General features: G+C 30.7%; 22 protein-coding genes, 1 pseudogene and 1 other annotated feature (1 of these 24 only partly in view). Of the genes and pseudogenes, 16 read left to right on the top strand and 7 right to left on the bottom strand.

Annotation, left to right across the window (positions count from 1 at the left end):
* Positions 1–2 precede the first annotated feature (2 nt).
* Positions 3–2,516: a YceG family protein gene (locus CPAL_RS07790; RefSeq protein ID WP_061857755.1), complete on the bottom strand. Its 2,514-nt coding sequence runs from the start codon at positions 2,514–2,516 to the stop codon at positions 3–5.
* Positions 2,517–2,754: 238 nt separating this feature from the next.
* Between CPAL_RS07790 and CPAL_RS07785 the strand changes: the two genes are divergently transcribed.
* From CPAL_RS07785 to CPAL_RS07765, 5 genes are all read left to right on the top strand, one after another.
* The gene (locus CPAL_RS07785) at positions 2,755–3,696 is read left to right on the top strand and encodes a hypothetical protein (RefSeq protein ID WP_106024375.1); all 942 of its coding nucleotides are present in this window, start codon (positions 2,755–2,757) and stop codon (positions 3,694–3,696) included.
* A gap of 215 nt (positions 3,697–3,911) precedes the next feature.
* On the top strand, positions 3,912–4,613 hold the full coding sequence (locus tag CPAL_RS07780) for a cell division protein (RefSeq protein ID WP_242976296.1): 702 nt from the start codon (positions 3,912–3,914) through the stop codon (positions 4,611–4,613).
* A 107-nt stretch (positions 4,614–4,720) separates the two neighbouring features.
* Positions 4,721–4,969: a hypothetical protein gene (locus tag CPAL_RS07775; protein ID WP_061857752.1), complete on the top strand. Its 249-nt coding sequence runs from the start codon at positions 4,721–4,723 to the stop codon at positions 4,967–4,969.
* 72 nt (positions 4,970–5,041) lie between these two features.
* Complete coding sequence (locus CPAL_RS07770) at positions 5,042–5,494, top strand: GNAT family N-acetyltransferase (RefSeq protein ID WP_061857751.1); 453 nt, start codon at positions 5,042–5,044, stop codon at positions 5,492–5,494.
* Between the two features lie 27 nt (positions 5,495–5,521).
* Entirely contained in the window at positions 5,522–6,043 is a 522-nt protein-coding gene (locus CPAL_RS07765; protein WP_061857750.1) for a GNAT family N-acetyltransferase, read from the top strand.
* 18 nt (positions 6,044–6,061) lie between these two features.
* On the opposite strand, the gene CPAL_RS07760 is transcribed toward CPAL_RS07765, so the two are convergent.
* The gene (locus CPAL_RS07760) at positions 6,062–6,424 is read right to left on the bottom strand and encodes a sulfite exporter TauE/SafE family protein (protein WP_106024374.1); all 363 of its coding nucleotides are present in this window, start codon (positions 6,422–6,424) and stop codon (positions 6,062–6,064) included.
* Positions 6,425–6,640: 216 nt separating this feature from the next.
* Here CPAL_RS07760 and CPAL_RS07755 point away from each other — a divergent pair, with 216 nt between their 5' ends.
* From CPAL_RS07755 to CPAL_RS07715, 9 genes are all read left to right on the top strand, one after another.
* Complete coding sequence (locus tag CPAL_RS07755) at positions 6,641–7,300, top strand: AIM24 family protein (RefSeq protein WP_106024373.1); 660 nt, start codon at positions 6,641–6,643, stop codon at positions 7,298–7,300.
* 48 nt (positions 7,301–7,348) lie between these two features.
* Complete coding sequence (locus tag CPAL_RS07750; RefSeq protein ID WP_106024372.1) at positions 7,349–8,221, top strand: TerD family protein; 873 nt, start codon at positions 7,349–7,351, stop codon at positions 8,219–8,221.
* Positions 8,222–8,429: 208 nt separating this feature from the next.
* Positions 8,430–9,722 (top strand): NCS2 family permease, encoded by a 1,293-nt coding sequence (locus CPAL_RS07745; RefSeq protein WP_106024371.1) that lies wholly within the window; start codon positions 8,430–8,432, stop codon positions 9,720–9,722.
* A 167-nt stretch (positions 9,723–9,889) separates the two neighbouring features.
* Positions 9,890–11,077, top strand: coding sequence for an HpcH/HpaI aldolase/citrate lyase family protein (locus CPAL_RS07740; RefSeq protein ID WP_106024370.1), 1,188 nt, complete (start codon positions 9,890–9,892; stop codon positions 11,075–11,077).
* A 12-nt stretch (positions 11,078–11,089) separates the two neighbouring features.
* Positions 11,090–12,523, top strand: a complete 1,434-nt coding sequence (locus CPAL_RS07735; protein ID WP_061857744.1) for a phosphoribosyltransferase family protein — start codon at positions 11,090–11,092, stop codon at positions 12,521–12,523.
* Positions 12,524–12,616: 93 nt separating this feature from the next.
* Positions 12,617–13,726 (top strand): cysteine protease StiP family protein, encoded by a 1,110-nt coding sequence (locus tag CPAL_RS07730; RefSeq protein WP_242862609.1) that lies wholly within the window; start codon positions 12,617–12,619, stop codon positions 13,724–13,726.
* Position 13,727: 1 nt separating this feature from the next.
* On the top strand, positions 13,728–14,540 hold the full coding sequence (locus CPAL_RS07725) for an HAD family hydrolase (protein ID WP_106024369.1): 813 nt from the start codon (positions 13,728–13,730) through the stop codon (positions 14,538–14,540).
* Between the two features lie 70 nt (positions 14,541–14,610).
* Positions 14,611–15,192, top strand: coding sequence for a TerD family protein (locus tag CPAL_RS07720; protein WP_106024368.1), 582 nt, complete (start codon positions 14,611–14,613; stop codon positions 15,190–15,192).
* Between the two features lie 36 nt (positions 15,193–15,228).
* Positions 15,229–15,834 carry a TerD family protein gene (locus tag CPAL_RS07715; RefSeq protein WP_106024367.1) on the top strand — a complete coding sequence of 202 codons (606 nt, stop codon included), beginning with the start codon at positions 15,229–15,231 and terminating at the stop codon, positions 15,832–15,834.
* Between the two features lie 59 nt (positions 15,835–15,893).
* Here CPAL_RS07715 and CPAL_RS07710 read toward each other — a convergent pair whose 3' ends face one another.
* Together CPAL_RS07710 and CPAL_RS07705 are read right to left on the bottom strand one after the other, a co-directional pair.
* Entirely contained in the window at positions 15,894–16,724 is an 831-nt protein-coding gene (locus tag CPAL_RS07710) for a rhomboid family intramembrane serine protease (protein WP_106024366.1), read from the bottom strand.
* A gap of 119 nt (positions 16,725–16,843) precedes the next feature.
* Positions 16,844–17,842, bottom strand: coding sequence for a phosphodiester glycosidase family protein (locus CPAL_RS07705; protein ID WP_106024365.1), 999 nt, complete (start codon positions 17,840–17,842; stop codon positions 16,844–16,846).
* Between the two features lie 565 nt (positions 17,843–18,407).
* Here CPAL_RS07705 and CPAL_RS07700 point away from each other — a divergent pair.
* Positions 18,408–19,868 (top strand): aminoacyl-histidine dipeptidase, encoded by a 1,461-nt coding sequence (locus tag CPAL_RS07700; protein WP_106024364.1) that lies wholly within the window; start codon positions 18,408–18,410, stop codon positions 19,866–19,868.
* A 107-nt stretch (positions 19,869–19,975) separates the two neighbouring features.
* Here CPAL_RS07700 and def read toward each other — a convergent pair whose 3' ends face one another.
* Entirely contained in the window at positions 19,976–20,428 is a 453-nt protein-coding gene (gene def, locus CPAL_RS07695) for a peptide deformylase (protein WP_061857736.1), read from the bottom strand.
* Positions 20,429–20,500 (bottom strand): annotated as a pseudogene (locus CPAL_RS14230) (helix-turn-helix transcriptional regulator); the annotation flags it as partial.
* 226 nt (positions 20,501–20,726) lie between these two features.
* Between CPAL_RS14230 and CPAL_RS07685 the strand changes: the two are divergent.
* Positions 20,727–21,551, top strand: a complete 825-nt coding sequence (locus CPAL_RS07685; RefSeq protein ID WP_061857735.1) for a ZIP family metal transporter — start codon at positions 20,727–20,729, stop codon at positions 21,549–21,551.
* A 95-nt stretch (positions 21,552–21,646) separates the two neighbouring features.
* Here the strand turns inward: CPAL_RS07685 and CPAL_RS07680 are convergent, their stop codons facing one another.
* Positions 21,647–22,309 carry a hypothetical protein gene (locus CPAL_RS07680; RefSeq protein ID WP_106024363.1) on the bottom strand — a complete coding sequence of 221 codons (663 nt, stop codon included), beginning with the start codon at positions 22,307–22,309 and terminating at the stop codon, positions 21,647–21,649.
* A gap of 229 nt (positions 22,310–22,538) precedes the next feature.
* Positions 22,539–22,569: a binding site (T-box leader), on the top strand; it runs 216 nt beyond the window's last position.

Raw genomic sequence — 22,569 nt, 5'->3', positions numbered from 1 at the left:
TCTTATTTAAATAGGTTAGACCAAAATGAATTTGATTTACTTTTACGAATTGAATTCAAGTTGGGTATATCTAGGTTAAAGGTAACGTCTTCTAATTTATGAATATCGTAATATTCTTCATAAACTCTGGTTTCTATATTATTATAGCCTGTAGGGGTAAAGATTACTATGTCAAAACCCATAAGGTTTAAGAAAGCTAATATAATGGAATCTTCTTCTGTAAATATAGCTTCATCCTTAGCATAAATCATAATCTTTGGAATCTTAAAAGGATAATCAAATTTTTGTATCATTTCTAATATAATCTTATCTAAATTTAATATGCATAGTAGAATTTTTAGCTTAAATTCTATTAAATTAGAGTTTTTTAGTATAGGCATAGTTATTAATTGATTTATTTTATCTATTATACCATCTTGAAGAGGAGTTTTTAAGTAATGAAACTTATATAATCTATGCTTTAAAAGGCTTTCTTTATCTACAACTCCATCTTTAAAACAGTATTCTAAACTATATAAATCATATTTAGAATAGGCCTCCTTGACATAAGGAATTTTAGGTATAAATAGAAGATTATTTGCAGACTTAAGTTCTTTAATTTCATTCCAATAAATACTTAAATCTCTATGAGTACCGCTGATTTTAGCGAATAAATTTGGAATATATACCGTGCCGTTTTCGACCTTAAATCCTGGGCGCATTCTTGCTTCTTCATTCCAAAGAATTTTTAGCTCATCAAAAGTTGTTTTTAGAGTAAGAGGGCGAGTCTTGTAGTTTTCAAACTGCCAAGGTTTAAACAGACCATCTTGCTCATTGTAAATTATATTTTCTATTTCCTGAGAAGCTCTAAAAGCCGTAGTTTCATGTCTTACTATAAGTTCTTCCTTAGGGAAATCTTTAAGCTCACATCTATTAGGTAATTCAAAAAGCTTAGAATACTTTTGCTCATTATCTATATCATTAAAGACTGTATCTTCCTTAGAATTAATATATAAAATATCACACCCTATGAGAGATAAGAATATTAAAAAGTAAGCTTCATGTTTTCTTATATTTCCATAATACATAACCTTAGGATTATATATTTCTTTAGAAGAATTTTTTAGATAATCGAAGTTTTTAAATAAATCTGGAACATATTTATTTATCCACATAATAATCTTTATTGCAAAGTTCTTTATTTTAGCAGTATTTATATTAAGTTCCTTAGATATATATAATTCTAAAATACTATAAAAACTTTTTATTATTGAGGAGTTAGCTATTTCTTCTTTAAGATCTGGAAAAGCTCCAGCATTTATCAACATTCCTATTACATTAGAAAGGACTTTTTTATCTGATTTTTCACTTTCAGATATATGCTGAGGTATAGCATTCCATATATGGGCAGTTTTATTAGTTAATTCCATATTATTTTCTACGGGCAAGGGGTTGGTAATCTTAAAATACAATGAACCAAGAGATTCTAAGGTCTTGTCTATTCTATATAAAGCATTATAGTATTCTGATTCCTTTTCTGTAATTCCTATATACCTGTAAAAATATATTGGAACTAAGGGCATAGGTTTGCCAACAAAATTTCCTCTTTCATTTAAGGAAGAGGTAACATCAGTAAATATATCATTAGAAATTTTATAAATACAGGTTATGGAATTTATATATTTATCTTTATTAAAGCTTTCAGATGTTACAGATGAATTTAATGAAGGACTATTAAAAGAGGTATGACTAGTGTGATTTTTCGATAAAGCCTCTATGTCCAAGTTTCTCTTATAAGGAAGTATAAAGATTTTGGAGAACTGTCCCTCTTTATCAATAGTGGAAAAATCCCCATCATCAGGAGAGTTTATATAAAGAACATCAAAGCCTAGTCTAGATAAAAATATTAAAAAATAAACTTCGTGTTTCTTTATGCTGCCAAGATATAAAACCTTTGGATTTATGATATCATGAGTGCTCTTTGAATCAAGATTAAAATTATTTACTAAATCCATGGCAAAATTATTTATCCAAGTAATCAGCTTAAGAGTAAAGTTTTTAATTTTGGTTAAGTTAACATAAGGTTCCTTTTGTAAGTACAAGTTCAATACATAGCTAAGGGATTCTTCTATAGATGAAGTTAACAAAGAAGAATTAGCGTCAATTAAAGAACCGCTTTTTTTAAGCGAAGTTATTAATGCTTCTATTTTAACATTATCAAAAGGTTCAAGCTGATTTTCATTCCATATAGATTGAAGTTTATCGCTTAATATGGAATTGACTTCAAATGGGATATTAGATATAAATTTAAAATAAAGACCATTAAGGTTAGATAACTTCTTATCCAGGTTGTTTAATTTGTCATAGTATTCTTTTTCATTTTCCTTTACACCAATGTATCTATAAAAGTAAATTGGCACAATAGGAGAGCTTCCGTTTATAAAACCTACTCTTTTATTAAGTGGTGTTAGTATATCACTAAAGACGTTATGGGAATTTTTTAGAGAAGGATGTATAAACTTTCGTACATTGATCATTTTTCATTCCTACTTCCTCTCAAGTAAACTGAAATTTAATAAAGTGTAAACTTAGTCACCTATTAATTGTATTATACAGAAAAGTTATATTAACTATCAACATAGGTAAGTCAGTAAAATAAGAACTTTTAGCTTATTTTATGAGATAAAATTTTAAAAGCTCTACCAATAAATGTATGGAATATAAGTAATTTTATGGGTATAATGTTACTATATCATATTGTTAAGGAGATAGTATATGTTTGAGGATATTAATAAACAATTAGGAGAATTAAAAGAAAAAATAAAAGAAAAGGAAAGGCTTAGGTTAAGATTAAAGGAATTAAAAGAGCAGTTTGAATATAAAGAGAAGAAGGTACAGGAATTAAGAAATATTTTAAATAAGGAATATAAAGACGTTAAAAGGCTAGAAAACTTGAGTGTAGGAGGGCTTATATACACTCTTTTAGGGAGAAAAGAAGAAAAATTAGAGAAGGAAAAAGAGGAGTATGTATTAGCTAAAGTTAAATATGATGAAGCAACTGCAGATTTAAGAGCCTTAGAAGCTGATATAAAATCAGCAGAATACAGGTTAAAAGATCTTACAGGAATAGAAGAAGAGTACGATAGCTTGATTAAAAAGAAGGAAGAAATCATTCTAGCTTCTCATCCAGAAAATAGAATAAAGCTAAAAGAGCTGGAGGAAGAAATATGGAGATGTCAGAATAATATTAAGGAACTAAAGGAGGCTACTTTAGCGGGAGATAATTTACTGGATGCTTTAAATAAGGTTATAGATTCTCTTAAAAGTGCAGCTAATTGGGGCACTTTTGATATGCTTGGAGGTGGAATGTTATCTACAGCTATAAAACACAACCATATAGATAAAGCTAAAGAGAATTCTTATGAGGTAAAAGATCGTATAAGAAAGTTTCAAAGGGAACTAAAGGATATAGATAGAGAATTTAATTTAGATATAAATATAGGGTCCTTTGCTAGCTTTGCGGACTTTTTCTTTGATGGATTTTTCGTGGATTGGTATGTTCAGTCTAGTATTAAAGATGCACTTAATAATGCTGAAAATTTAAAATTAAATGTTTATAACATACTTAATAGAATTTATGTAGAAAAGCAGGAATCAGAAGAAAAGCTCAATAGGCTTAAAGAGGAATATAAAAGTATTATTGAAGAAACATATTAGAAAAATGCTGCGCATTTTTAAGATTAAGACAATTAAGAATATGTAATTACGATTTAAAGAGATAAAATGAAAAAATTAAGATTAATAAATTTCGTACCATTAATGATCACAATACCTTCCATAACTATTGGAGCCATAGCGATGTGTCACAATAAAGTTTCAAGCTCTATCTGGATACAAAATATAGTTTGTTTGGTGATTGCAGGGTTGATTTCATGTTTTGCAGTTTCAAACAAATTTATAATTATAAGAATAAAAACTATTGGTTTTTTATACTAATTTCATTACTTCTCTTATTATTAACCCTTATAAGTCCAGGTATAAGCGGGATTCACAGGTGGGTTTCCATCGGAATAATTAAGTTCAATGTTTCAATGATTGTGTTACCAAGAATAATCATAGAATTATGGAAAGTATCACAAACAGAAGATTTGAGATTAACTGTCTTTATAACAATAGCTATATCAATTTTACTGGCTATTCAGCCAGATGCTTCTCAATTAACTGGTTTTTCCATACCCATGATGATTGTATTATGCAATAATATTGATAAAAAGCGTATTCGTATATTTGTTGTGGGGATACTTTCTATATTGATTATTCTTTCATGGGTATTTTTAGATAATCTACCAGCAGTGGATTACGTAGAAGGAATAGTGAGTCTATTAGGGAATATGGGATTAATATGGCTTGTTATAGGAGTTATTTCTCTTGGAATATTACCAATGCCTTTTATATTGTTTCAACCCAAATACTTAAAATTACCCTCAATATGTGTAGGCTTATACTTTATAATAATTTTAGTTTCTACATTATTTGGGAATTTTCCAGTTCCTTTGATGGGATATGGAATTTCCCCTATAATAGGCTATTACATAGCAATAACTTGGTATGCAAAATCTAAAATCGATTCGTAATTTTATTTTAATGTGCAATAAGCATGTCTTAGTGAAAATTAAGATCAAAAGATGAAACTATGATATTGATATGTGAAGAATAAAAAAGTTTGAGAGGGAAAATGATTATGAGTATTAAAAAAATTATAAGAGGGATATTACGCCTTGATGATGGTGTAAAAGAAAAAGATAGAATTGAAAATGTTAAAGCTTATATAAAACAGAAATTAAGAGAAAAAGGTTTTAAAAACAATCAAATAGAGATTGATTTTTCGGATATTTACACCGATGAAGAGGTAATAAAAGCGGCGGAAGAATTAGGATTTGGATTGGAAAGAGGAGAAAAAGACGGTGTATGGTGGCTATTTAGATATTAGTTGAAAATCACCAATATAACTATTAACTTTTACTTTGGAATATACTGCTGCTTTATTGATAAGGAGAAAATAATGATTAAAAAGCTTAATTTAAGGGATATAAAAACAGCAAAACGCGTAATAGAATTGCAAAGAGCCTCATATAAAATAGAAGCTCAACTTATAGGTTTCTATGAAATACCGCCTTTAATGGAGACAATAGATAGCTTACAGGCATGTGATGAAATTTTTTATGGATACTATATAAACGATGTTTTAGCAGGAATAATTTCGTTTAAAATTATCGACAATGTTTTAGATATACACAGGGTTGCCATACATCCTACCTTTTTTAGAATGGGTATTGCAGATAAGCTGATTAAATTCATAGAAGCTCTTAAAAGCAATATAAATAAAATTCTTGTATGTACTGGGAAAGAAAATTATCCTGCTGTAAATTTATATTTAAAAAATGGTTATAAGAAGAAATGTGATATTGAAATAAAAAATGGAGTTTATATAACAGAGTTTGAGAAATTACTATAAAAATATAGGGTTTAGGGGGGAATAAAAATGTATTATGGAGAAAAGGTTTGTTTAAGAGCTTATAGGGAAGAAGATATAGCAAGGGCAACAGAATTAGTTAATGACAAGGAACTTAAAAAGTTCTTGGTTAATGGAATACCATTTCCAATGACTCAATGGGAAGAAGAGGAATGGATAAGATCACAAAAGGGCAATGAGAATGGTGAATATAATTTTGCTATAGAGGATATAAAAACAGGAAAATATATTGGAGGCTGCGGAATTCATAAGGTGAACTGGTTATCAAGAGTTGCAACAGTTGGAATAATGATTGGAGATAAAAACTACTGGGGAAAAGGATACGGCACTGACGCCATGAAAGTGCTTATGAAATTTATTTTTGAAGATATGAATATGAATAAGATAAGATTGAGTGTATTCTCATTTAATGAAAGAGCTAAAAGATGTTATGAAAAGTGTGGCTTCCAAGTGGAAGGAATTTTAAAAAAGGAGATATTTAAGGAAGGAAAATATTATGATGAAATTATAATGTCGGCTTTTAATAAATGATAAGCACCAAAGAGGTGCTTATTTTCCTAAAAACATCTTAATTCCAACAAATATAATAAATATGGCAAAAGCCTTTTTTAATATGTCTACTGGTAAGATATTTGCAATTTGAGCACCGAATTTTGCTCCTATAAGCATAGATATACATATTATAATACCAGCTCTTATATCTACATTTCCTCTTTTATAGTAATGAAGAAATGCTAAAATACCAACAGGTGGAAGCATAGCAGTAATTGATGTTCCTTGGGCTTGCAGTTGAGAGAAGCCTTTTATAAATATCAATGAAGGCACTATTACAATTGCTCCACCTATTCCGAATAATCCACTCAAAACTCCCGCTGCAATTCCAATCAATATGAAGGTTAATATATTAATCATCAGTGATCCCCCTTAAATATTAAAGTATGCTATAGTGTTACTTAAATTATAGCATATTATTTATGCCATAAAATTAATATAATGTTATATTTATGCAGTATTATAGTAACAATTTTTGATGTAATTTATTTAAACATTAAGTAATTTATGTAGGAGAGTAAATTTGAATATGTTATACTATCATTAATTACTACTACATAAGGAGAGAATTGATATATGTTTAATTTTAGGATTCATCAAGAATTAATATGTGCAGCAGAAGGAAGCGGACAATTTTATGCAAGAGTAGGAGCTATGATAGCAAGCCAGGGAAGTTTTACTGCAGAGAAGGTACTGCTAGATCCTAATCAAAATAAAAGTATTATAAACTCAGTTATGAACTTAGCGGCAAGAAAACTTACTGGAGAAAATATATCTATAATGAAAGTCAGCGGCGAAGGTACGTATTATATGGCTCATAACGCAGAGCATATTAGTGTAATCAAGTTGCAGCAAGGACAAAGTATAGTGGTAGAGGGCGAAAACTTATTAGCTTTTACAGAGGATTGTAAATATGGAGTTAGATTTATAGGCAGTGGAATTATATCTCAAAAGGGTATGTTTACATCAAAGCTTACAGGTATAGGACCTAATGCTCAGGTGGCTATAACTACTAATGGAAACCCATTGATATTAGAAACTCCATGTGTAGTGGATCCAGATGCAGTAATATGTTGGACTGGCCCAGACCCAAGCTTTAGAGCAGATGTAAACTGGAAAACATTTTTCGGACAAACATCAGGAGAGTCTTATTTCTTAGAATTTAACAGCCCAGGAGAAGTGGTAATAGTGCAACCAGCAGAAAGAAACTCTGGAGTTAGAATTTCTATAGACTAGTAGAATAGGTAATGTTAAATATAAGAGGAAAGGGGGATCAGTTTTAACATGAATTTAAACATAAATAATGAGAGTAAAAACTTGCGCAGTTCTCAACAGAGAAGATATGGAAATTTAGTTATAGATACTACTGTAAAAGTAAGTAGTGGAATTATAGATTTGAAGAATCCTGTAGGTGTTATTCAAAGAAATCTCACAGCAGCACAACAAGGGATTAATAACACTTCTGGGATAATCAATAACAGTGGTCAAAGAATTGAAACTCAGAATATTCAGCCTACACAAGACAAAACTGTTATAGGAAAGATTAAAGATGTATCATTAAAAAATAGTGTAAATACAAGCGTTTCTACTTCTATTATGAGAGGACAGAAGATAAGTATAAATTCAAAAACTCAGAACCTTTCTAAAATATTAATAGCCATTGAGTGGAATGTAGATTATAGGGGAAGTGAAGAGTTTGATTTAGATACTTCCGTATTTATGGTAGATGGAAACAATAACACAGCTGAAGAGGATTTTATATTCTATGGGAATCCTAAGAGTAAAAATGGGAGTGTATCTATTGGGGAAGACCATAATTCTTCTTTAAAAAGAGCATATGATAGTGTAGTTCAGCTAAATTTAGATAAAGTACCTATGAATATTGAAAAACTTGCCTTTACGGTAACTATATATGATGCTGATAAGAGGTATCAAAGTTTTAGACAAGTTTCTGGAGGTTGTTTTAGAATAATAGATGCACAAACTAAAAATGAACTAATTAATTATAAATTTGGTGATGGACTAACTAGTGAAACAGCTATTGTAGTTGCAGAAGTGTATAGATATAAAAATGAATGGAAGGTAAATCCTATAGGAAACGGTTTTAATGGAGGACTTGAAGCTTTATGTAATAATTATGGAATAGAAGTAGAATAATATGATTAATGCATGATATATAATTTTGAAAGGGCAAAAACACGAACGTTCATATAATAATATTTGCTGTAAAGTTAGGAAATTAAGACGTGCAGCAAAATATTTTATATATTTTAATAGAAATGTTCGTAAATGTTGTTGACTTCCTGTATAACATCTGTTACTATTTACAAGTGTCGAAGACAGGAGAAAAAAGGAGAGTAATTATATGGATAGATTTTTTCGCTTGAAAGAAAATAATACAAATATCAAAACGGAAGTTTTAGCAGGAATAACTACTTTTATGACAATGGCGTACATACTTGTAGTAAATCCGTCTATTTTATCAGTAGCAGGTATGGATTCTGGAGCTGTATTCACGGCTACAGCTTTGTCAGCAATAGTTGCGACGGTAATAATGGGGTTGTATGCAAAACTTCCTTTTGCTCTTGCACCAGGTATGGGATTAAATGCCTTTTTTGCATTTACAATAGTTAAGCAAATGGGCTATAGTTTTGAATTTGCCTTAACAGCAGTTTTATTAGAGGGAATAATTTTTATTTTACTCACACTTTTTAACGTACGTGAAGCTATAGTGGATTCTATTCCATCCAATATAAAAAGAGCTATTTCGGTGGGAATAGGATTATTTATTGCTTTTTTAGGACTTAGCAATGCAGGAGTAATTATACATCCAGAGGATAACGGAACAATTGTTGCTCTTGGAAATGTAACAAGCGGTAGTGCACTTCTTGCTATTATAGGTATACTTATTACAGGGCTCTTACTTGTTAGAAATGTTAGAGGAGCTTTGCTTATAGGAATAGTAATTACTACTATAATAGGAATACCTATGGGTATAACAGAAGCACCTAAAGCTATATTTAGTGCTCCTCCATCATTAAGCCCAATAGCTTTCAAGTTTCAATTTGATCATATATTCACAATTGATATGTTTATAGCTTTATTTACTTTATTATTTATGGATATGTTTGATACAATTGGAACTTTAGTTGGAGTTGCAACAAAGGCTAAAATGTTAGATGAAAATGGAAATGTTCCTAATATTAAAAAAGCTTTATTTGCAGATGCTGTAGGAACAACTGTAGGAGCTTGCCTTGGAACAAGCACAGTAAGTACATTTGTTGAAAGTGCATCAGGAGTGGCTGAAGGTGGAAGAACAGGACTTACAGCTCTATCTACAGCAGGAATGTTTATAGTTGCGTTATTTTTATCACCTTTGTTTGCTATAGTGCCATCAGCAGCAACATCACCAGCTCTAGTATTGGTTGGATTATTCATGATGGAACCAATAAAGGAAATAGACTTATTAGATTTTACAGAAGCTATACCAGCTTTCCTTACAATAATAATGATGCCATTAACCAACAGCATATCAGATGGTATAGTATTTGGTATAGTTTCATATATATTCTTAAAAGCGACAACAGGAAGAGCTAAAGAAGTTACAATACCTACCTATATAATAGGAATGTTATTTATATTAAAGTTTTTTATCTAATAAAATAAAAGCAGTAATACTTACGCTAGGAGTATTGCTGCTTTTATTTTTATTTATTATTAGTTATTAAGTAACAGTTTAAAAAAGAGCTGGTTACTAATTGTGTAATAGAGTGCTATAATAAAAACAATCTATATTTTTAAGGGGGAATAGAATGGGGGGATAATATGAAATTTTTTAGTGACTTATCAGTAAAAGAGAGTAGCCGCATCTTTTATAAAGAGCCAAGCTATATAAGAAAATCATCTCCAAAAGAGTATCTTTCTCTAGCTCTAGGGGCAACTCTATATATGCCAGCATTTAAAGAAGGAATTTTGGATATTATATTAAACAATAAATATAAAAGATTAACTTCTATGGTACTCTGTTTAGAGGATTCAGTCCCAGAAGAGAGAGTTGAAGAAGCAGAAAAAAACCTAATATATGTTTTATCAAAATTCACCCGTTATATAGAAGAAAACAAGTGTATAAAAGGAAATAAGTCTATAGAGGAGAATATGCCTCTTATTTTTGTAAGAGTGAGAAATGTGGAACAATTTAAAAGAATATCAGAAAATAGAAAAAATTTTTATCCTTTAACTGGATTTAATTTTCCAAAGTTTGATTCTACTAATGGAGAAGAATATATAAAAATTTTAAAAGATATAAATAAGGATATGTCTTATAATTTATATGCCATGCCTATATTAGAATCTAAAAATATAATATATAAAGAGAGCAGATTAGAGGAATTGATAAAAGTTAAGAAAATATTAAATTCTTATAAAAGCAATGTTTTAAATATAAGAATTGGAGGCACAGACTTTTTAGGCCTTTACAGCATAAGACGTCAAGTAGACAATAGTATATATGATATTGGTGTAGTGAAAGATTGCATTGCAGATATAGTAAACATATTTGGACGATCGGAGGAAGAATATACTATATCAGGTCCTGTATGGGAGTATTTTGACACTAACTCAGATAATCGTATATTTAAACCTTATCTAAGGCAAAGCTCATTTGTAGAATACCTAGGAAAGAGTGGTCTTAGAAAGAGGGATTATTATTTAGAAAAATGCATTGATGGATTAATTAAAGAAGTTGTATTGGACAAGGCTAATGGATTAATCGGCAAGACCATAATACATCCAAGTCATATATCTATAGTTAATGCCTTGTATGTGGTTACAAAAGAAGAATATGACGATGCAAGATTTATTGTAGAATCTAGCAGGGGTGGAGCATATAAAAGCAGATACAATAATAAAATGAACGAGGTTAGTCCTCATCTTAATTGGGCTAAGAAAATTTTAAGAAGAGCTCATGTATACGGAGTATTTAATGAAAATCGAAGCTATTTGGATTTGCTTTAAAAGGAGGAAATAATGAGAGAAAGACTTAGAGTTTTAGATGAAATTGCTGTAGATGTAGAAATTAATAAAAACCCATTTGATTTCAAGCTTAAAAACTTATTTTTGATGGCAGCTAGAAAAAATGTAAAAAGGGCATTTTTATTTGTAAGCAAGGTTTTGGGAAAACATATACCTGTTAATCCTAAGCAATCTATACTGGCAGGAAGACTTTTGGGTTTTCTTGCAGCTGAAAAGATTCAGGGGCAGTCCTTAAATTTCAATATAATTGTAGAAGCTATAAAGGATGATAAGTTTGCAGATGAAGCCCTAGAATATGCAAATGCTAATCTAATTTCTTTAGACAAGCCTACTTTATTTATAGGATTTGCAGAGACCGCAACAGCCCTTGGGAACTCTGTTTTTGCTCAATTTAAAGGAAATAATATCTTTTATATACACACAACCAGAGAGGAACTTGTAGAATGTGCCTCAGCCTTTGATTTTGAAGAGGAACATTCTCACGCCACTAGTCACTTCTGCTATCCTCTTCAAGAAGATATTTTAAATAATTATGAGAGAATAGTTTTAGTAGATGATGAAATAACCACAGGGAAAACTGCTTTAAATCTTATAAAGGCCATAAATAGGAAATATCCTAATAAAGAATATATGGTAGTTTCTATATTAGATTGGAGAAGAGAAGAGCATATAAAAGAATATAAGGTACTAGAAAGAGAGTTAAACATTAAAATACATGAAGTATCTTTAATAGATGGAGAGGCAGAGTGTCACAGTCCATCAGCTAAGGGTATAGAAATAGTATATCAAAATCAAAATAATATAAATAAATCTATAAACATACAAGAAGAATTCTACAAAGATGGATTAAAGTTAGGAGACAGTTCTGAAATCTTAAAATTAAGGGATGGTTCTCAAATTTTAAGGGATAAATCTGAAGTTTTAGTAAAAAATTATTCATTTACATGGGATGAATACGGGAATTTTACTAAGCGTCTCTGCAGTGGTGAGCTAAAAAAGTATAGTTATATAAATTCAAGTGGAAGATTTGGAATTTCAAGAAGTGAAATTAATAAAATTGAAGCTTATGCAGAGAAAATAGTGAGGGTTATAGAGCCTTTCAGCGAAAAGGTAATTGTTTTAGGAACTGAAGAGTTTATGTATATACCTATGGTAATAGGGAGCAAAATACCAAATGCAAAATACCAGTCTACAACTAGAAGTCCTATCTATGCAAAAAATGAAAAAGGCTATGGAATTCAATGCGCCTCAAGGTTTAGAAGTCCCTTTGATAAAGAAGTTGTAAACTATGTATATAACATAAAAAAAGATATGTATGAAGAAGTATTGTTTATAACGGAAAGAAAGCTAGACGAGGAAAGTAAAGATGAAATGATAAATTTATTTGTAAGTGTAGGGATATATAAAATAAACTTTGTTTATTTTTAAACTATAAACATCAAGTTGACTAATTAAAAATGTTAAAAAGAGATAGACCTGTACAAAGTTAGTTACGTAAAACTTATGATAAGGAGTGGTTATGTGAGATTTGATAATATAAAAGAACCAAGCCATATAGGGAGTTATTCCGGAGAAGATGTTATATTCCTTTTAAAAGATATATCCGGTATGATAAAAGAACAGAGCAATGAAGAAAGAGAGAGAATTATTCAAAATGGAGGCCATTATTCAGAAATGCTTCCAATAGAGTATGTTCCAACAGAAGAATATATGGATGTATTTTTTAAAACTCTAGAGGATAGTAAGGGAAAAGTGGCAAAGGCCGCAGCTGTAGTATCAGAGCTTATATACAGGAAAAAGGGAGATAGAGCAGTTATTGTATCCCTTGCAAGGGCAGGAACCCCTATTGGAATATTAATTAAACGATACTTAGAAAAGAAATATAATAAGGTATTTCCTCATTACAGCATATCCATTATAAGAGGAAAGGGAATAGACGAGAATGCTATAAAATACATCTTAAATCATCATAATCCAGAAGATATTCAATTTGTAGATGGGTGGACTGGAAAAGGAGCTATAAACACAGTCTTAAACAAGGCTATGAAGGACTTTTATGATAAATATAAGATTAGAATTAGTGACAAGCTAGCTGTGTTAGCAGACCCTGCCTACTGCGTACCTCTATATGGCACAAGGGAGGATTTTCTTATACCATCAGCTTGTTTAAATTCTACAGTATCAGGCTTAGTAAGCAGAACAGTTTTAAGAGATGACATAATAGGAAAGGACGATTTTCATGGAGCTAAGTTCTATAGAGAATGGGAAGATAGGGACTTATCAAATATGTTCATTGATACTATAACCCAGTGCTTTGAACATATTAATGTAGACGATGAAGAAATAGAAAAGTTAGATTTAGATGTATATAATACAGGTATTAGGGATGTAAATGAAATAAAAGAGAAGTATGGAATAGATGATATAAACCTAATTAAGCCGGGAGTAGGAGAAACAACTAGAGTGCTTTTAAGACGTGTTCCATGGAGGATACTTGTAGATGATATAAATAACCCTAATTTAAAGCATATTTTAATCTTGGCACAAGACAGAAAAGTTCCAGTAGAAGTTTATAAAGATATGAAATATTCCTGCTGCGGAATTATTAAGCCAAAAACAAAGGAGATCTAATATGATTTTTGCGTCGGATTTAGATAGGACTTTGATTTATACAAAAAAGCTTATAGGAGATTCTGATAAGGATATTGTGCTGGCAGAGAGGTATTTAGGTAAGGATTTGAGTTTTATGAAAAAGGATACTCTAGAAAAGCTTTTGAAAATTAAAAAAAGAATTTTGTTTATACCTGTTACAACAAGAACTATAGAGCAATACAACAGAATTTTCCTAATGTCGGAACAAATAAAGCCAGATTACGCTGTAGTAAGCAATGGAGGAAATATATTAGTAAATGGAGAAGTGGACAGGCAGTGGAAGAAAATTATAAAGGATAGAGTAGATAAGATAATTTCATATAAAATTGTAGAAAAGAGATTTTTAGAAAGTTTTAAAGATAATTCTTGGATTGATAAAATGGTTTTTAGAGACAATTTGTTCTACAGTGTTCATTTTCAAGATAAAAACCTCATAAGAATGCAAGAATTAGAAGAGTTTAAAGCTTGGGTGGAGAAAAAAGGGTGGCACATATCTATTCAGGGCAGAAAGTTGTATATTGTTCCAAACTGTGTTAACAAGTGGGATGCTGTTCTGTATATAAAAGAAAAGGAGAAGAAAAACAGAATTGTATCTTCTGGAGATTCATTCTTAGACTATCCAATCTTAATAAATTCAGATTATTCTATATGTGCATCTCATGGAGAACTTAAGGCTTTAATAGAAAGCAAGAAAGTAGAGCAGAAACATATTTATATGACAAAAAGCAGCGGTATAAGTGCTTCTGAGGAAATAACAGAAATTGTTAGTAATATAATTTGTCGGAAAGTTTGATTTTTAAGAGACTAGTATATATAATAATATTATAATGTAATAAATTGTTAAAAGGAAGAAGGTATTGGTTATGGCAATAAGCTTATCAAAAGGTCAGAAGGTTGATTTGACAAAGACAAATCCAGGATTGTCCAAGGTAATAGTTGGTCTTGGATGGGATGTTAATAAATATGATGGTGGTCATGATTTCGATTTAGATACAGCGGCTTTTTTACTTGGAGGAAATGGAAAGGTTACATCAGATAATGATTTTGTATTCTATAATAACTTAAAAGACCCTTCAGGTGCTGTTACTCATCTTGGTGATAATCGTACAGGGGCAGGAGATGGAGATGACGAACAAATAAGTGTAGACTTAGGAAAAGTTCCTTCAAATATAGAAAAAATAGATTTTACAGTAACAATTTATGAAGCAGATGCGAGAAGACAAAATTTTGGACAAGTATCAAATGCATTCATAAGAATTATAAATGCAGAGACTAATGAAGAGTTAATAAGATATGATTTAAGCGAAGATTACAGCATAGAAACTGCAATAGTTGTTGGTGAGTTATATCGTCATAATGGAGAGTGGAAGTTTAATGCAATAGGAAGTGGATTCCAAGGAGGACTTGCTGCTCTTTGCAATAATTTTGGAATAGATGTATGTTAAAATGAATCTACATACATATAATTGGGAGGATTAAAAATGGCTATTAATTTACAAAAAGGTCAAAGAATAAGCTTGACTAAGGACAATGCAGGATTGTCAATGATAATGGTAGGTTTAGGATGGGATCCTGCAGTTCAAGGCGGCAGAGGACTTCTAGGAGCATTATTTGGAGGTGGTACTCCAAATATAGATTGCGATGCATCCGTATTTATGTTAGATGCTAATAATAAAATAAAATCAAAAGATGATATAATATATTTTGGAAACAGGTACCACAAAAGTGGAAGTGTTCAGCATATGGGAGATAATCTTACTGGAGACGGTGATGGTGATGACGAGCAAATCATAATTGAGCTTTCTAAGGTTCCTCAAGACATTTCAAAATTAATCTTCGTTGTAAACATTTATGACTGTGTAAAACGCAAGCAGCACTTCGGAATGATTAAAAATGCATTTATAAGAATTGTAAACCTTGCAAACAATCAGGAAATGGTTAAATTTAATTTAACAGAAGATTACTCAAATAAGACAGCTTTATATGTAGGAGAAATTTATAGGCATAATGGAGAATGGAAGTTTGCAGCGACAGGAGAAGGAGACACTTCTTCAGGATTAGGAGAAATGGTAAATAAGTTTAGATAAAGAAAAATATATACGAAGAAAGTGAAGGAGTTTTAGAGCCTTCACTTTTTTTTATTAAATTAATCTTTTTTATTGCGAATAGATTCAAAGTCTATAACCTTAGTTTTATGTTCATGATTATGTAGGTGATCCATACAGTATTCATAATCCCCTTCACATTTAGAACAATATCTAAATTCCATATCTGGATTATCTTTTTCAGTTATTCCACAAATGGTACACTTGTGAATATAGGTTTTGGTTGGAATCTTAGATTTAAATCTCTTTCTATTATAATAAGATTGTCTATTGATTTTAGTTCTTCTAACTATATCTCTTCCAAAGAAGATGAAGTAGTTAATTATTGAGGCTAGGGCTGCAAGTTTATATGGTATAGGCTGAGAGATTACAGTAAATCCTACATAAATCCATTCAAACCAAGCTAAGTACTTTACTTTAACGGGAAGTATAAAAAATAGCAGTAGCTCAAAGTCAGGATAAATTCTTGCAAAGGCTAGAAATAAAGACAAGTTTAAATATACTCCAGATACAGAACCTCCTGATATAAAAGCAGCTATGGTTGTTCCTAACATTCCCATCAAATAATAAAGGTTAAATCTAAAGCTTCCCCATTCCTGCTCCAAAGCCGTTCCAACCATATAGGAGAAATAAAGAGCAAATATTATCCAAAATACGCTGGTTTGAGGAGGAATAAATATATAGGTTACAAGTCGCCAAATTTGCCCTCTTAATATTAGGTCGGGATTTAAAGTTAAAAGACTTATAATTTTATAGGAGCCAGTAATATATATTAAGGCAAAAACAACAGCATTTATAGCAACTATGTAAGTTATAAGTCCTCTTATAGCAAACCTTCCAAACTTTCTTTCTAGCTTATCTATCCAATTCATTCACATCATCCTTCTTAATAGCTTAGTTTAATTTAGTTTGATATCATTATAGCTTTGCATGTTTATATATTAACAAAGCTCATATATATAATGCGAGCTAGTGTACATTTTTTTAATTATTATGGTGCAACATAAAATATAGACTGAATAGGTCTTTCACCAGAAGACTTATAGGGATCGCTGATAACTTCTCCGTTATAATACATAGTAGAAGATGAACCTCCATCTAAATTTACAGCGTTATATGCCTCGTATTCATATAATATATCTTGTAATTCCTTTAGCGTTACTGCAAGTCTTCCTATGTATTTTCCGTCAATTACTAAAAATAGAATACTTCCGTCTTTGCGTTGTCCAATAGCAGTTCTAGGAGCAGTTCCCCAACCTCCATCACCAGAAGTAATGGTTTTTTTACCATTAACAATTAGTGCAGGACCAAAAGATACTGCTTCACTTACTCCTGCCTTTTGCATTTCTTCTAGACTATAGTCGCCAACAAGAAGAATCCCGTCTTTTGTTATTCCTGCTATACATATCTTTTCATCTTTTTTTAGGCTATTATAAATAATTTCCCCATTAGAGATAAGAATTCCGCCAGGATTACCCATTTTCTCTGGAGAATCGGTTAGATTTTTATTAGCCATAAATCCACCAGCATTTATAGCTGCAACTGCATTATATCTTTTAGCCATAGCACTAGTGGTTTCACCTTTTTCTCCAAGCTTTTCACTATATCCGACTTTTATGCTCTTAGGATTTTTAATTATAAGTAAATGACCTTTAAATTTATCTCCATCGATATCATGCACTTCAATTTCGTTAGTATTACTTGTTATTCCAGCGTTGATTTCTTTTTTTAACTCATTTATATCAGATTGAACAATAGTATTTATTTTATTTCTGCTAAGTATCTCATCTATTCGCTTACGAGATAAAAACATTGTAGCAATCCATTGATGAGTTGAGGTTGTCATAGCAGATCCAACTACAGTAGCCTTAACATTTTCAAAAGGGACATAGTATAATATAAATGGAGCAGTTAAAATGGTAAAGACAATTTCAAATAGTATAAAAAGCTTCTTGGGAAACTTCCCAGATAAAGACTCTTTTTTTAACATGCAAACCACCTTCATTTATTCTTATATATAATAAGAATATATAATTCTAAGTTATTTTATCTAAGTTTAAAATATAGAGTTTAAAAGCTGTATTTTAATAAGTCTATAATTCTACAATAAATAATTGTGATTAAAATAAAAACATACATATATATTATATAGCTAAAATTTAAATATACAAACATAAACTTTAAGTTGATATTGTAAAATTTCGATAAAAATCTATATATTTGAAAATATAGATAAATAAATTGCATTATATCTCCTTATTTGAATTAAAATGGAATATATGCATCAACAGGTTAAGTATATATTAATTACACAGAAAAAAGAAGCCTCTAAATCTAATGTTTAGAAGCTTCCTAATAGGAAATATTAATTAAGAAAAAATTGGGTAATGTCTATGTATAATTATACAATTATTTTTATATGTATTCAATATGTAAATAAAAAAATATAAAGTTTATTGAGAAATGAGGAAGTTTCTGTATTAAATATTAAGTATATGCTAAAATTATTAAAGAAGACATGATTACATAATGAAACTATGAAAGGATGAGTAACTTTGGATTATATACTTAAAGATTTATCTCCAAGTTTAGTTTTTAAATATTTCGAGGAAATCAGCAGAATACCTAGGTGTTCTGGAAAAGAAAAAAATATAAGTGATTATTTGGTTAATTTTGCTAAGGAACATAATTTAGAAGTAATACAGGATGAAGCTTTAAATGTAATAATTAAAAAAGGTGCTACTAAAGGTTATGAAAATGCTCCTACAGTAATTTTACAAGGTCATATGGATATGGTTTGTGAGAAAAACAAGGATGTAGAACATGATTTTGAAAAAGACCCTATTAAATTAAGAGTGGAAGGAGATTTTATAAAAGCTTCAGGAACTACCTTAGGTGCAGATAATGGAATAGCAATTGCTTATTGTTTGGCTATTCTTGCAAGCGATGATATAGAGCATCCTCCTATAGAGGTTTTAATAACAACTGAAGAGGAGACTGGAATGGCAGGAGCTTCTGCAGTTAAAGCAGAAAACCTTTCCGGAAAGATTTTGATAAATATTGATTCAGAAGAAGAAGGGGAGCTTTTGACTTCTTGTGCAGGAGGAGTTAGAAATACGGTCAGACTTACAGTAGAGCTAGAAGAGAAAAGACAAGGCTTTATTCCATATAAAATTATAATAAAAGGTTTAAAGGGCGGACATTCTGGAATGGATATAGATAAGGGTAGAGGAAATTCTAACAAGCTCATGGGACGAGTACTAAATAGTATAAATTCACAAATGGAATTATATATATCTGATATAAATGGTGGAGCTAAGATGAATGCTATTCCAAGAGAAGCTGAAGCTGTTATATTCATAAGAGAAGGAAACGAAAGCATTTTAAACAATATAGTTAAAAGAATGCATAATATTTTTAAAGATGAACTTAGAGCATCAGATCCAGGAATAATTGTAGAAGTGGAGGAAGTGGAGAAAAAACCATATAGAGTATTTTCAAAAGCATTAACGGATAAAATTATATCTTTATTAATGCTCATTCCACAAGGAGTTCAAACTATGAGTATGGACATTAAGGGGTTAGTACAAAGTTCTACAAACTTAGGTGTGGTTGCTACAACTGAGGACGAAGTAACTTTTGAAAGTGCTATAAGAAGCTCAGTTAAAAGTCTAAAGGAAAGTATTATAGCAGAAATTGAAACCTTATGTAATCTTGTTGGAGCAGCAATGACATTAGAATCGGATTATCCAGCTTGGGAATATAAAGAAAACTCATACATTAGAGAAGTATTTAAAAAAGTTTATAGAGATATGTACGGAAAAGAGCCTAAGATAACAGCAATACATGCAGGACTTGAATGTGGATTGCTAAAAGATATTCTTGGAGACATAGATATGATTTCCTTTGGACCAACTATGCTTGATGTGCATACCCCAGAAGAAAGATTAAGCATTTCTTCAACTAAGAGAACATACGAGTATCTTTTACAAGTACTAAAGGCAATAAAATCATAAATAACCAGTAACCATGTGCTAGATAAGGAAGAAAAAAGCCTAGATGTGGTTAAATATACTATCCGCATCTAGGTTTTGCTTTTGGGTAGAATATGATCTAAATGATACTATCTAACATATTCGGTAACTAAATCAGTGAAAAGGATACCTTCTAAATGATCAATTTCATGGCAAAAGCATTTTGCTAAATCGCCAGTAGCTGTCAATATAATTTCCTCTCCATTCTCGTTTAACGCTTGTACTGTTACTTTTGCAGGTCTTTTTAACTTTCCCCATACATTAGGTAGACTTAAGCATCCCTCTATAACTTCTTGGGTTCCTTCTTGTTTGATTATTTTTGGATTAACTAACTTTATAAGCCCTTGGCCCATATCTATCACAACTAATCTCTTTAGTATACCTATTTGTGGAGCTGCTAAGCCTCCGCCATTTTCCGTAGCGTACATAGTATCTGCCATATCATTTAGTATTTGTCTTATTTTATCATCTACTACCTCTACTGTTTTGCTCTTTTTCCTTAATATTTCATCACCAAAATGTCTAATTTGCCTTAATGCCATCTAAATTACACCTCTACTTTGTTGTGATCTTGATTTTCTTTCACTTTCTTCGAAAAGAAAAATCTCTTCTATCTTCTGTAGTGTTGACCTTACATTTTGAGTTTAATAATGTTCTGCTGTTATGTCAAGTTGGCTGTACGTAACGGATAGAATTCTATAAATACAAATAACTATTGCAAGTGTACTGCAAAAAAAGTAACTAGTAATGCTAACTCTTCCTAATAAAAAAGAGTGCCCATAACTTCGCTAAATCATATTATAAAAGTAGTGAAGGTAACGAGGGGGTTAAAAGTTAAAAATGGTTCAATATCTTTCACATTTTAATCTGATTTGGCTGGGAATTTTGGCAAGCCTTTGTGCAGGATTGGCCACTGGAGTTGGCTCTATCCCTATATTTTTTACAAAAAATGTATCAAAAAAAATTTTAGATATGCTGCTAGGGATTGCAGCAGGAGTAATGTTAGCAGCAACTTCATTTAGTCTTATAGTTCCTGCTATTGAAAAAGGAGGTGGAGGAGTTAAAGGTTCAACGATTACTTTAATAGGAATCTTATGCGGTGGATTCTTTATTGATGCCATAGACAAATATTTTCCAGATACCAATTTACTTACTAATGCAGTGGATGAAATTAATGAAGAGCAAGCAATAGATAGTCTTGCTATAACAATAAGTAGAAGATTGAGAAAAACTTGGTTATTTGTATTGGCTATAACTATACACAATTTTCCAGAGGGATTAGCCGTTGGGGTTGGCTTTGGCGATGGAGATATTGCTAATGGACTGAGCCTTGCTATAGGAATTGGGCTTCAAAACTTTCCGGAGGGGTTAGCAGTAGCTTTACCTTTAGTAAGAGATGGATTTTCAAGAAAAAAATCATTTTTAATAGCTCTTGCAAGTGGACTAGTAGAACCAATTGGTGGGCTCTTAGGTGTATCTCTTGTTCAAGTTTCAAAGCCTATATTGCCTTTTGCTATGGCATTTGCTGCAGGTGCAATGCTTTTTGTAATTGCTCATGAGATTATTCCAGAAACACAAAGTCAAGAAGGGCATTCAAAGCAAGCTACTCATGCAATGTTAGTGGGATTTGTAATTATGATGTTTTTAGATAATACATTAGGATAATACTATTTTTAAAAAGGAAGGGGAGAAAAGGAGAGTGGAGGATTAAGGAAATAATTAAGAGGGCTTAATTATTTCCTTTATTATGGAACTTATATTTATTTTTTAACTATGGCATGAAGATATTCTTTAACGTCATTTAAGTATTTAACTTCAAAAGAATATTTAAATTCAGGATTTGCTGATTCTATAAAGGATTCTACCCAATTTCTACGTAATTCATAGAAATTTGCGGCATCACCGCCTACAGTTTCCCAGTAATCTTTATGAAGATCAGTTACAGTTCTCCATTCTATTATATCTTCTTCAGATCTCATTATGCTATTTGCATTATCACATGGCATACCTTCTAATATATAGTTATTTAAAGCTTTAAATAGATCTTCTGGAGTTGATACACTATATTTTTCAGCAGCATCACATCCAGCAGCTTTTCCTTGCTCTATATAGGCTTGTTTAACAAGATTAAATCCCTCATCTCCAAATTTTTCTACAACTTTAGTTATTAGATAAGCCTGCCTAGTTTCAGCAATTCTTATTCTATTTTGAAGCCATCCATGAATATTGGTTAAATCTATGACTTCCTCAAGAGGAGTATCATCTAGTGGGGATGGATATCTGTTTTCTATATCTCCTAATATATCTAGAATGCCAGTTTTAAGATTGCTATTTAAATTATCAATAACATCCTTTTCAAGTGCTTCGTATAACTTTATTTTGTTAAATAGCCAAGTGTGAATTGGAGCTAAAAATCTACTCATATATAAAACACCTCTTCTATTGATATTTTTATTAAAATCTCATAATTATTTATAGTATTGTACCAATTCTATTCAATAATACTATGTGAAAAACATTAATATATGTTTGTAATCAGATTACATTAATAAAGGCAGGATATAAGTAACAAATGTTACAAAATTCACATAAAGTTTTCATGAACAGAGTGTTGACAGTAAGTATTATATATGGTATTATTTTATATATTATAATAAACCTATGAGCAAGAGAAGTAGGAATT

Origin of the sequence: Clostridium thermopalmarium DSM 5974 (genome assembly GCF_002995795.1) — a bacterium.
GTDB lineage: Bacteria > Bacillota > Clostridia > Clostridiales > Clostridiaceae > Clostridium_H > Clostridium_H thermopalmarium.
This window is presented reverse-complemented; position numbering and strand designations above follow the sequence as displayed.

Bases quoted from the DNA above. Each gene is read 5' to 3' on its own strand.
- CPAL_RS07790 (WP_061857755.1), bottom strand. From the start codon at position 2,516: ATGATCAATGTACGAAAGTTTATACATCCTTCTCTAAAAAATTCCCAT.
- CPAL_RS07785 (WP_106024375.1), top strand. From the start codon at position 2,755: ATGTTTGAGGATATTAATAAACAATTAGGAGAATTAAAAGAAAAAATA.
- CPAL_RS07780 (WP_242976296.1), top strand. From the start codon at position 3,912: ATGTTTTGCAGTTTCAAACAAATTTATAATTATAAGAATAAAAACTAT.
- CPAL_RS07775 (WP_061857752.1), top strand. From the start codon at position 4,721: ATGAGTATTAAAAAAATTATAAGAGGGATATTACGCCTTGATGATGGT.
- CPAL_RS07770 (WP_061857751.1), top strand. From the start codon at position 5,042: ATGATTAAAAAGCTTAATTTAAGGGATATAAAAACAGCAAAACGCGTA.
- CPAL_RS07765 (WP_061857750.1), top strand. From the start codon at position 5,522: ATGTATTATGGAGAAAAGGTTTGTTTAAGAGCTTATAGGGAAGAAGAT.
- CPAL_RS07760 (WP_106024374.1), bottom strand. From the start codon at position 6,424: ATGATTAATATATTAACCTTCATATTGATTGGAATTGCAGCGGGAGTT.
- CPAL_RS07755 (WP_106024373.1), top strand. From the start codon at position 6,641: ATGTTTAATTTTAGGATTCATCAAGAATTAATATGTGCAGCAGAAGGA.
- CPAL_RS07750 (WP_106024372.1), top strand. From the start codon at position 7,349: ATGAATTTAAACATAAATAATGAGAGTAAAAACTTGCGCAGTTCTCAA.
- CPAL_RS07745 (WP_106024371.1), top strand. From the start codon at position 8,430: ATGGATAGATTTTTTCGCTTGAAAGAAAATAATACAAATATCAAAACG.
- CPAL_RS07740 (WP_106024370.1), top strand. From the start codon at position 9,890: ATGAAATTTTTTAGTGACTTATCAGTAAAAGAGAGTAGCCGCATCTTT.
- CPAL_RS07735 (WP_061857744.1), top strand. From the start codon at position 11,090: ATGAGAGAAAGACTTAGAGTTTTAGATGAAATTGCTGTAGATGTAGAA.
- CPAL_RS07725 (WP_106024369.1), top strand. From the start codon at position 13,728: ATGATTTTTGCGTCGGATTTAGATAGGACTTTGATTTATACAAAAAAG.
- CPAL_RS07720 (WP_106024368.1), top strand. From the start codon at position 14,611: ATGGCAATAAGCTTATCAAAAGGTCAGAAGGTTGATTTGACAAAGACA.
- CPAL_RS07715 (WP_106024367.1), top strand. From the start codon at position 15,229: ATGGCTATTAATTTACAAAAAGGTCAAAGAATAAGCTTGACTAAGGAC.
- CPAL_RS07710 (WP_106024366.1), bottom strand. From the start codon at position 16,724: ATGAATTGGATAGATAAGCTAGAAAGAAAGTTTGGAAGGTTTGCTATA.
- CPAL_RS07705 (WP_106024365.1), bottom strand. From the start codon at position 17,842: ATGTTAAAAAAAGAGTCTTTATCTGGGAAGTTTCCCAAGAAGCTTTTT.
- def (WP_061857736.1), bottom strand. From the start codon at position 20,428: ATGGCATTAAGGCAAATTAGACATTTTGGTGATGAAATATTAAGGAAA.
- CPAL_RS07685 (WP_061857735.1), top strand. From the start codon at position 20,727: ATGGTTCAATATCTTTCACATTTTAATCTGATTTGGCTGGGAATTTTG.
- CPAL_RS07680 (WP_106024363.1), bottom strand. From the start codon at position 22,309: ATGAGTAGATTTTTAGCTCCAATTCACACTTGGCTATTTAACAAAATA.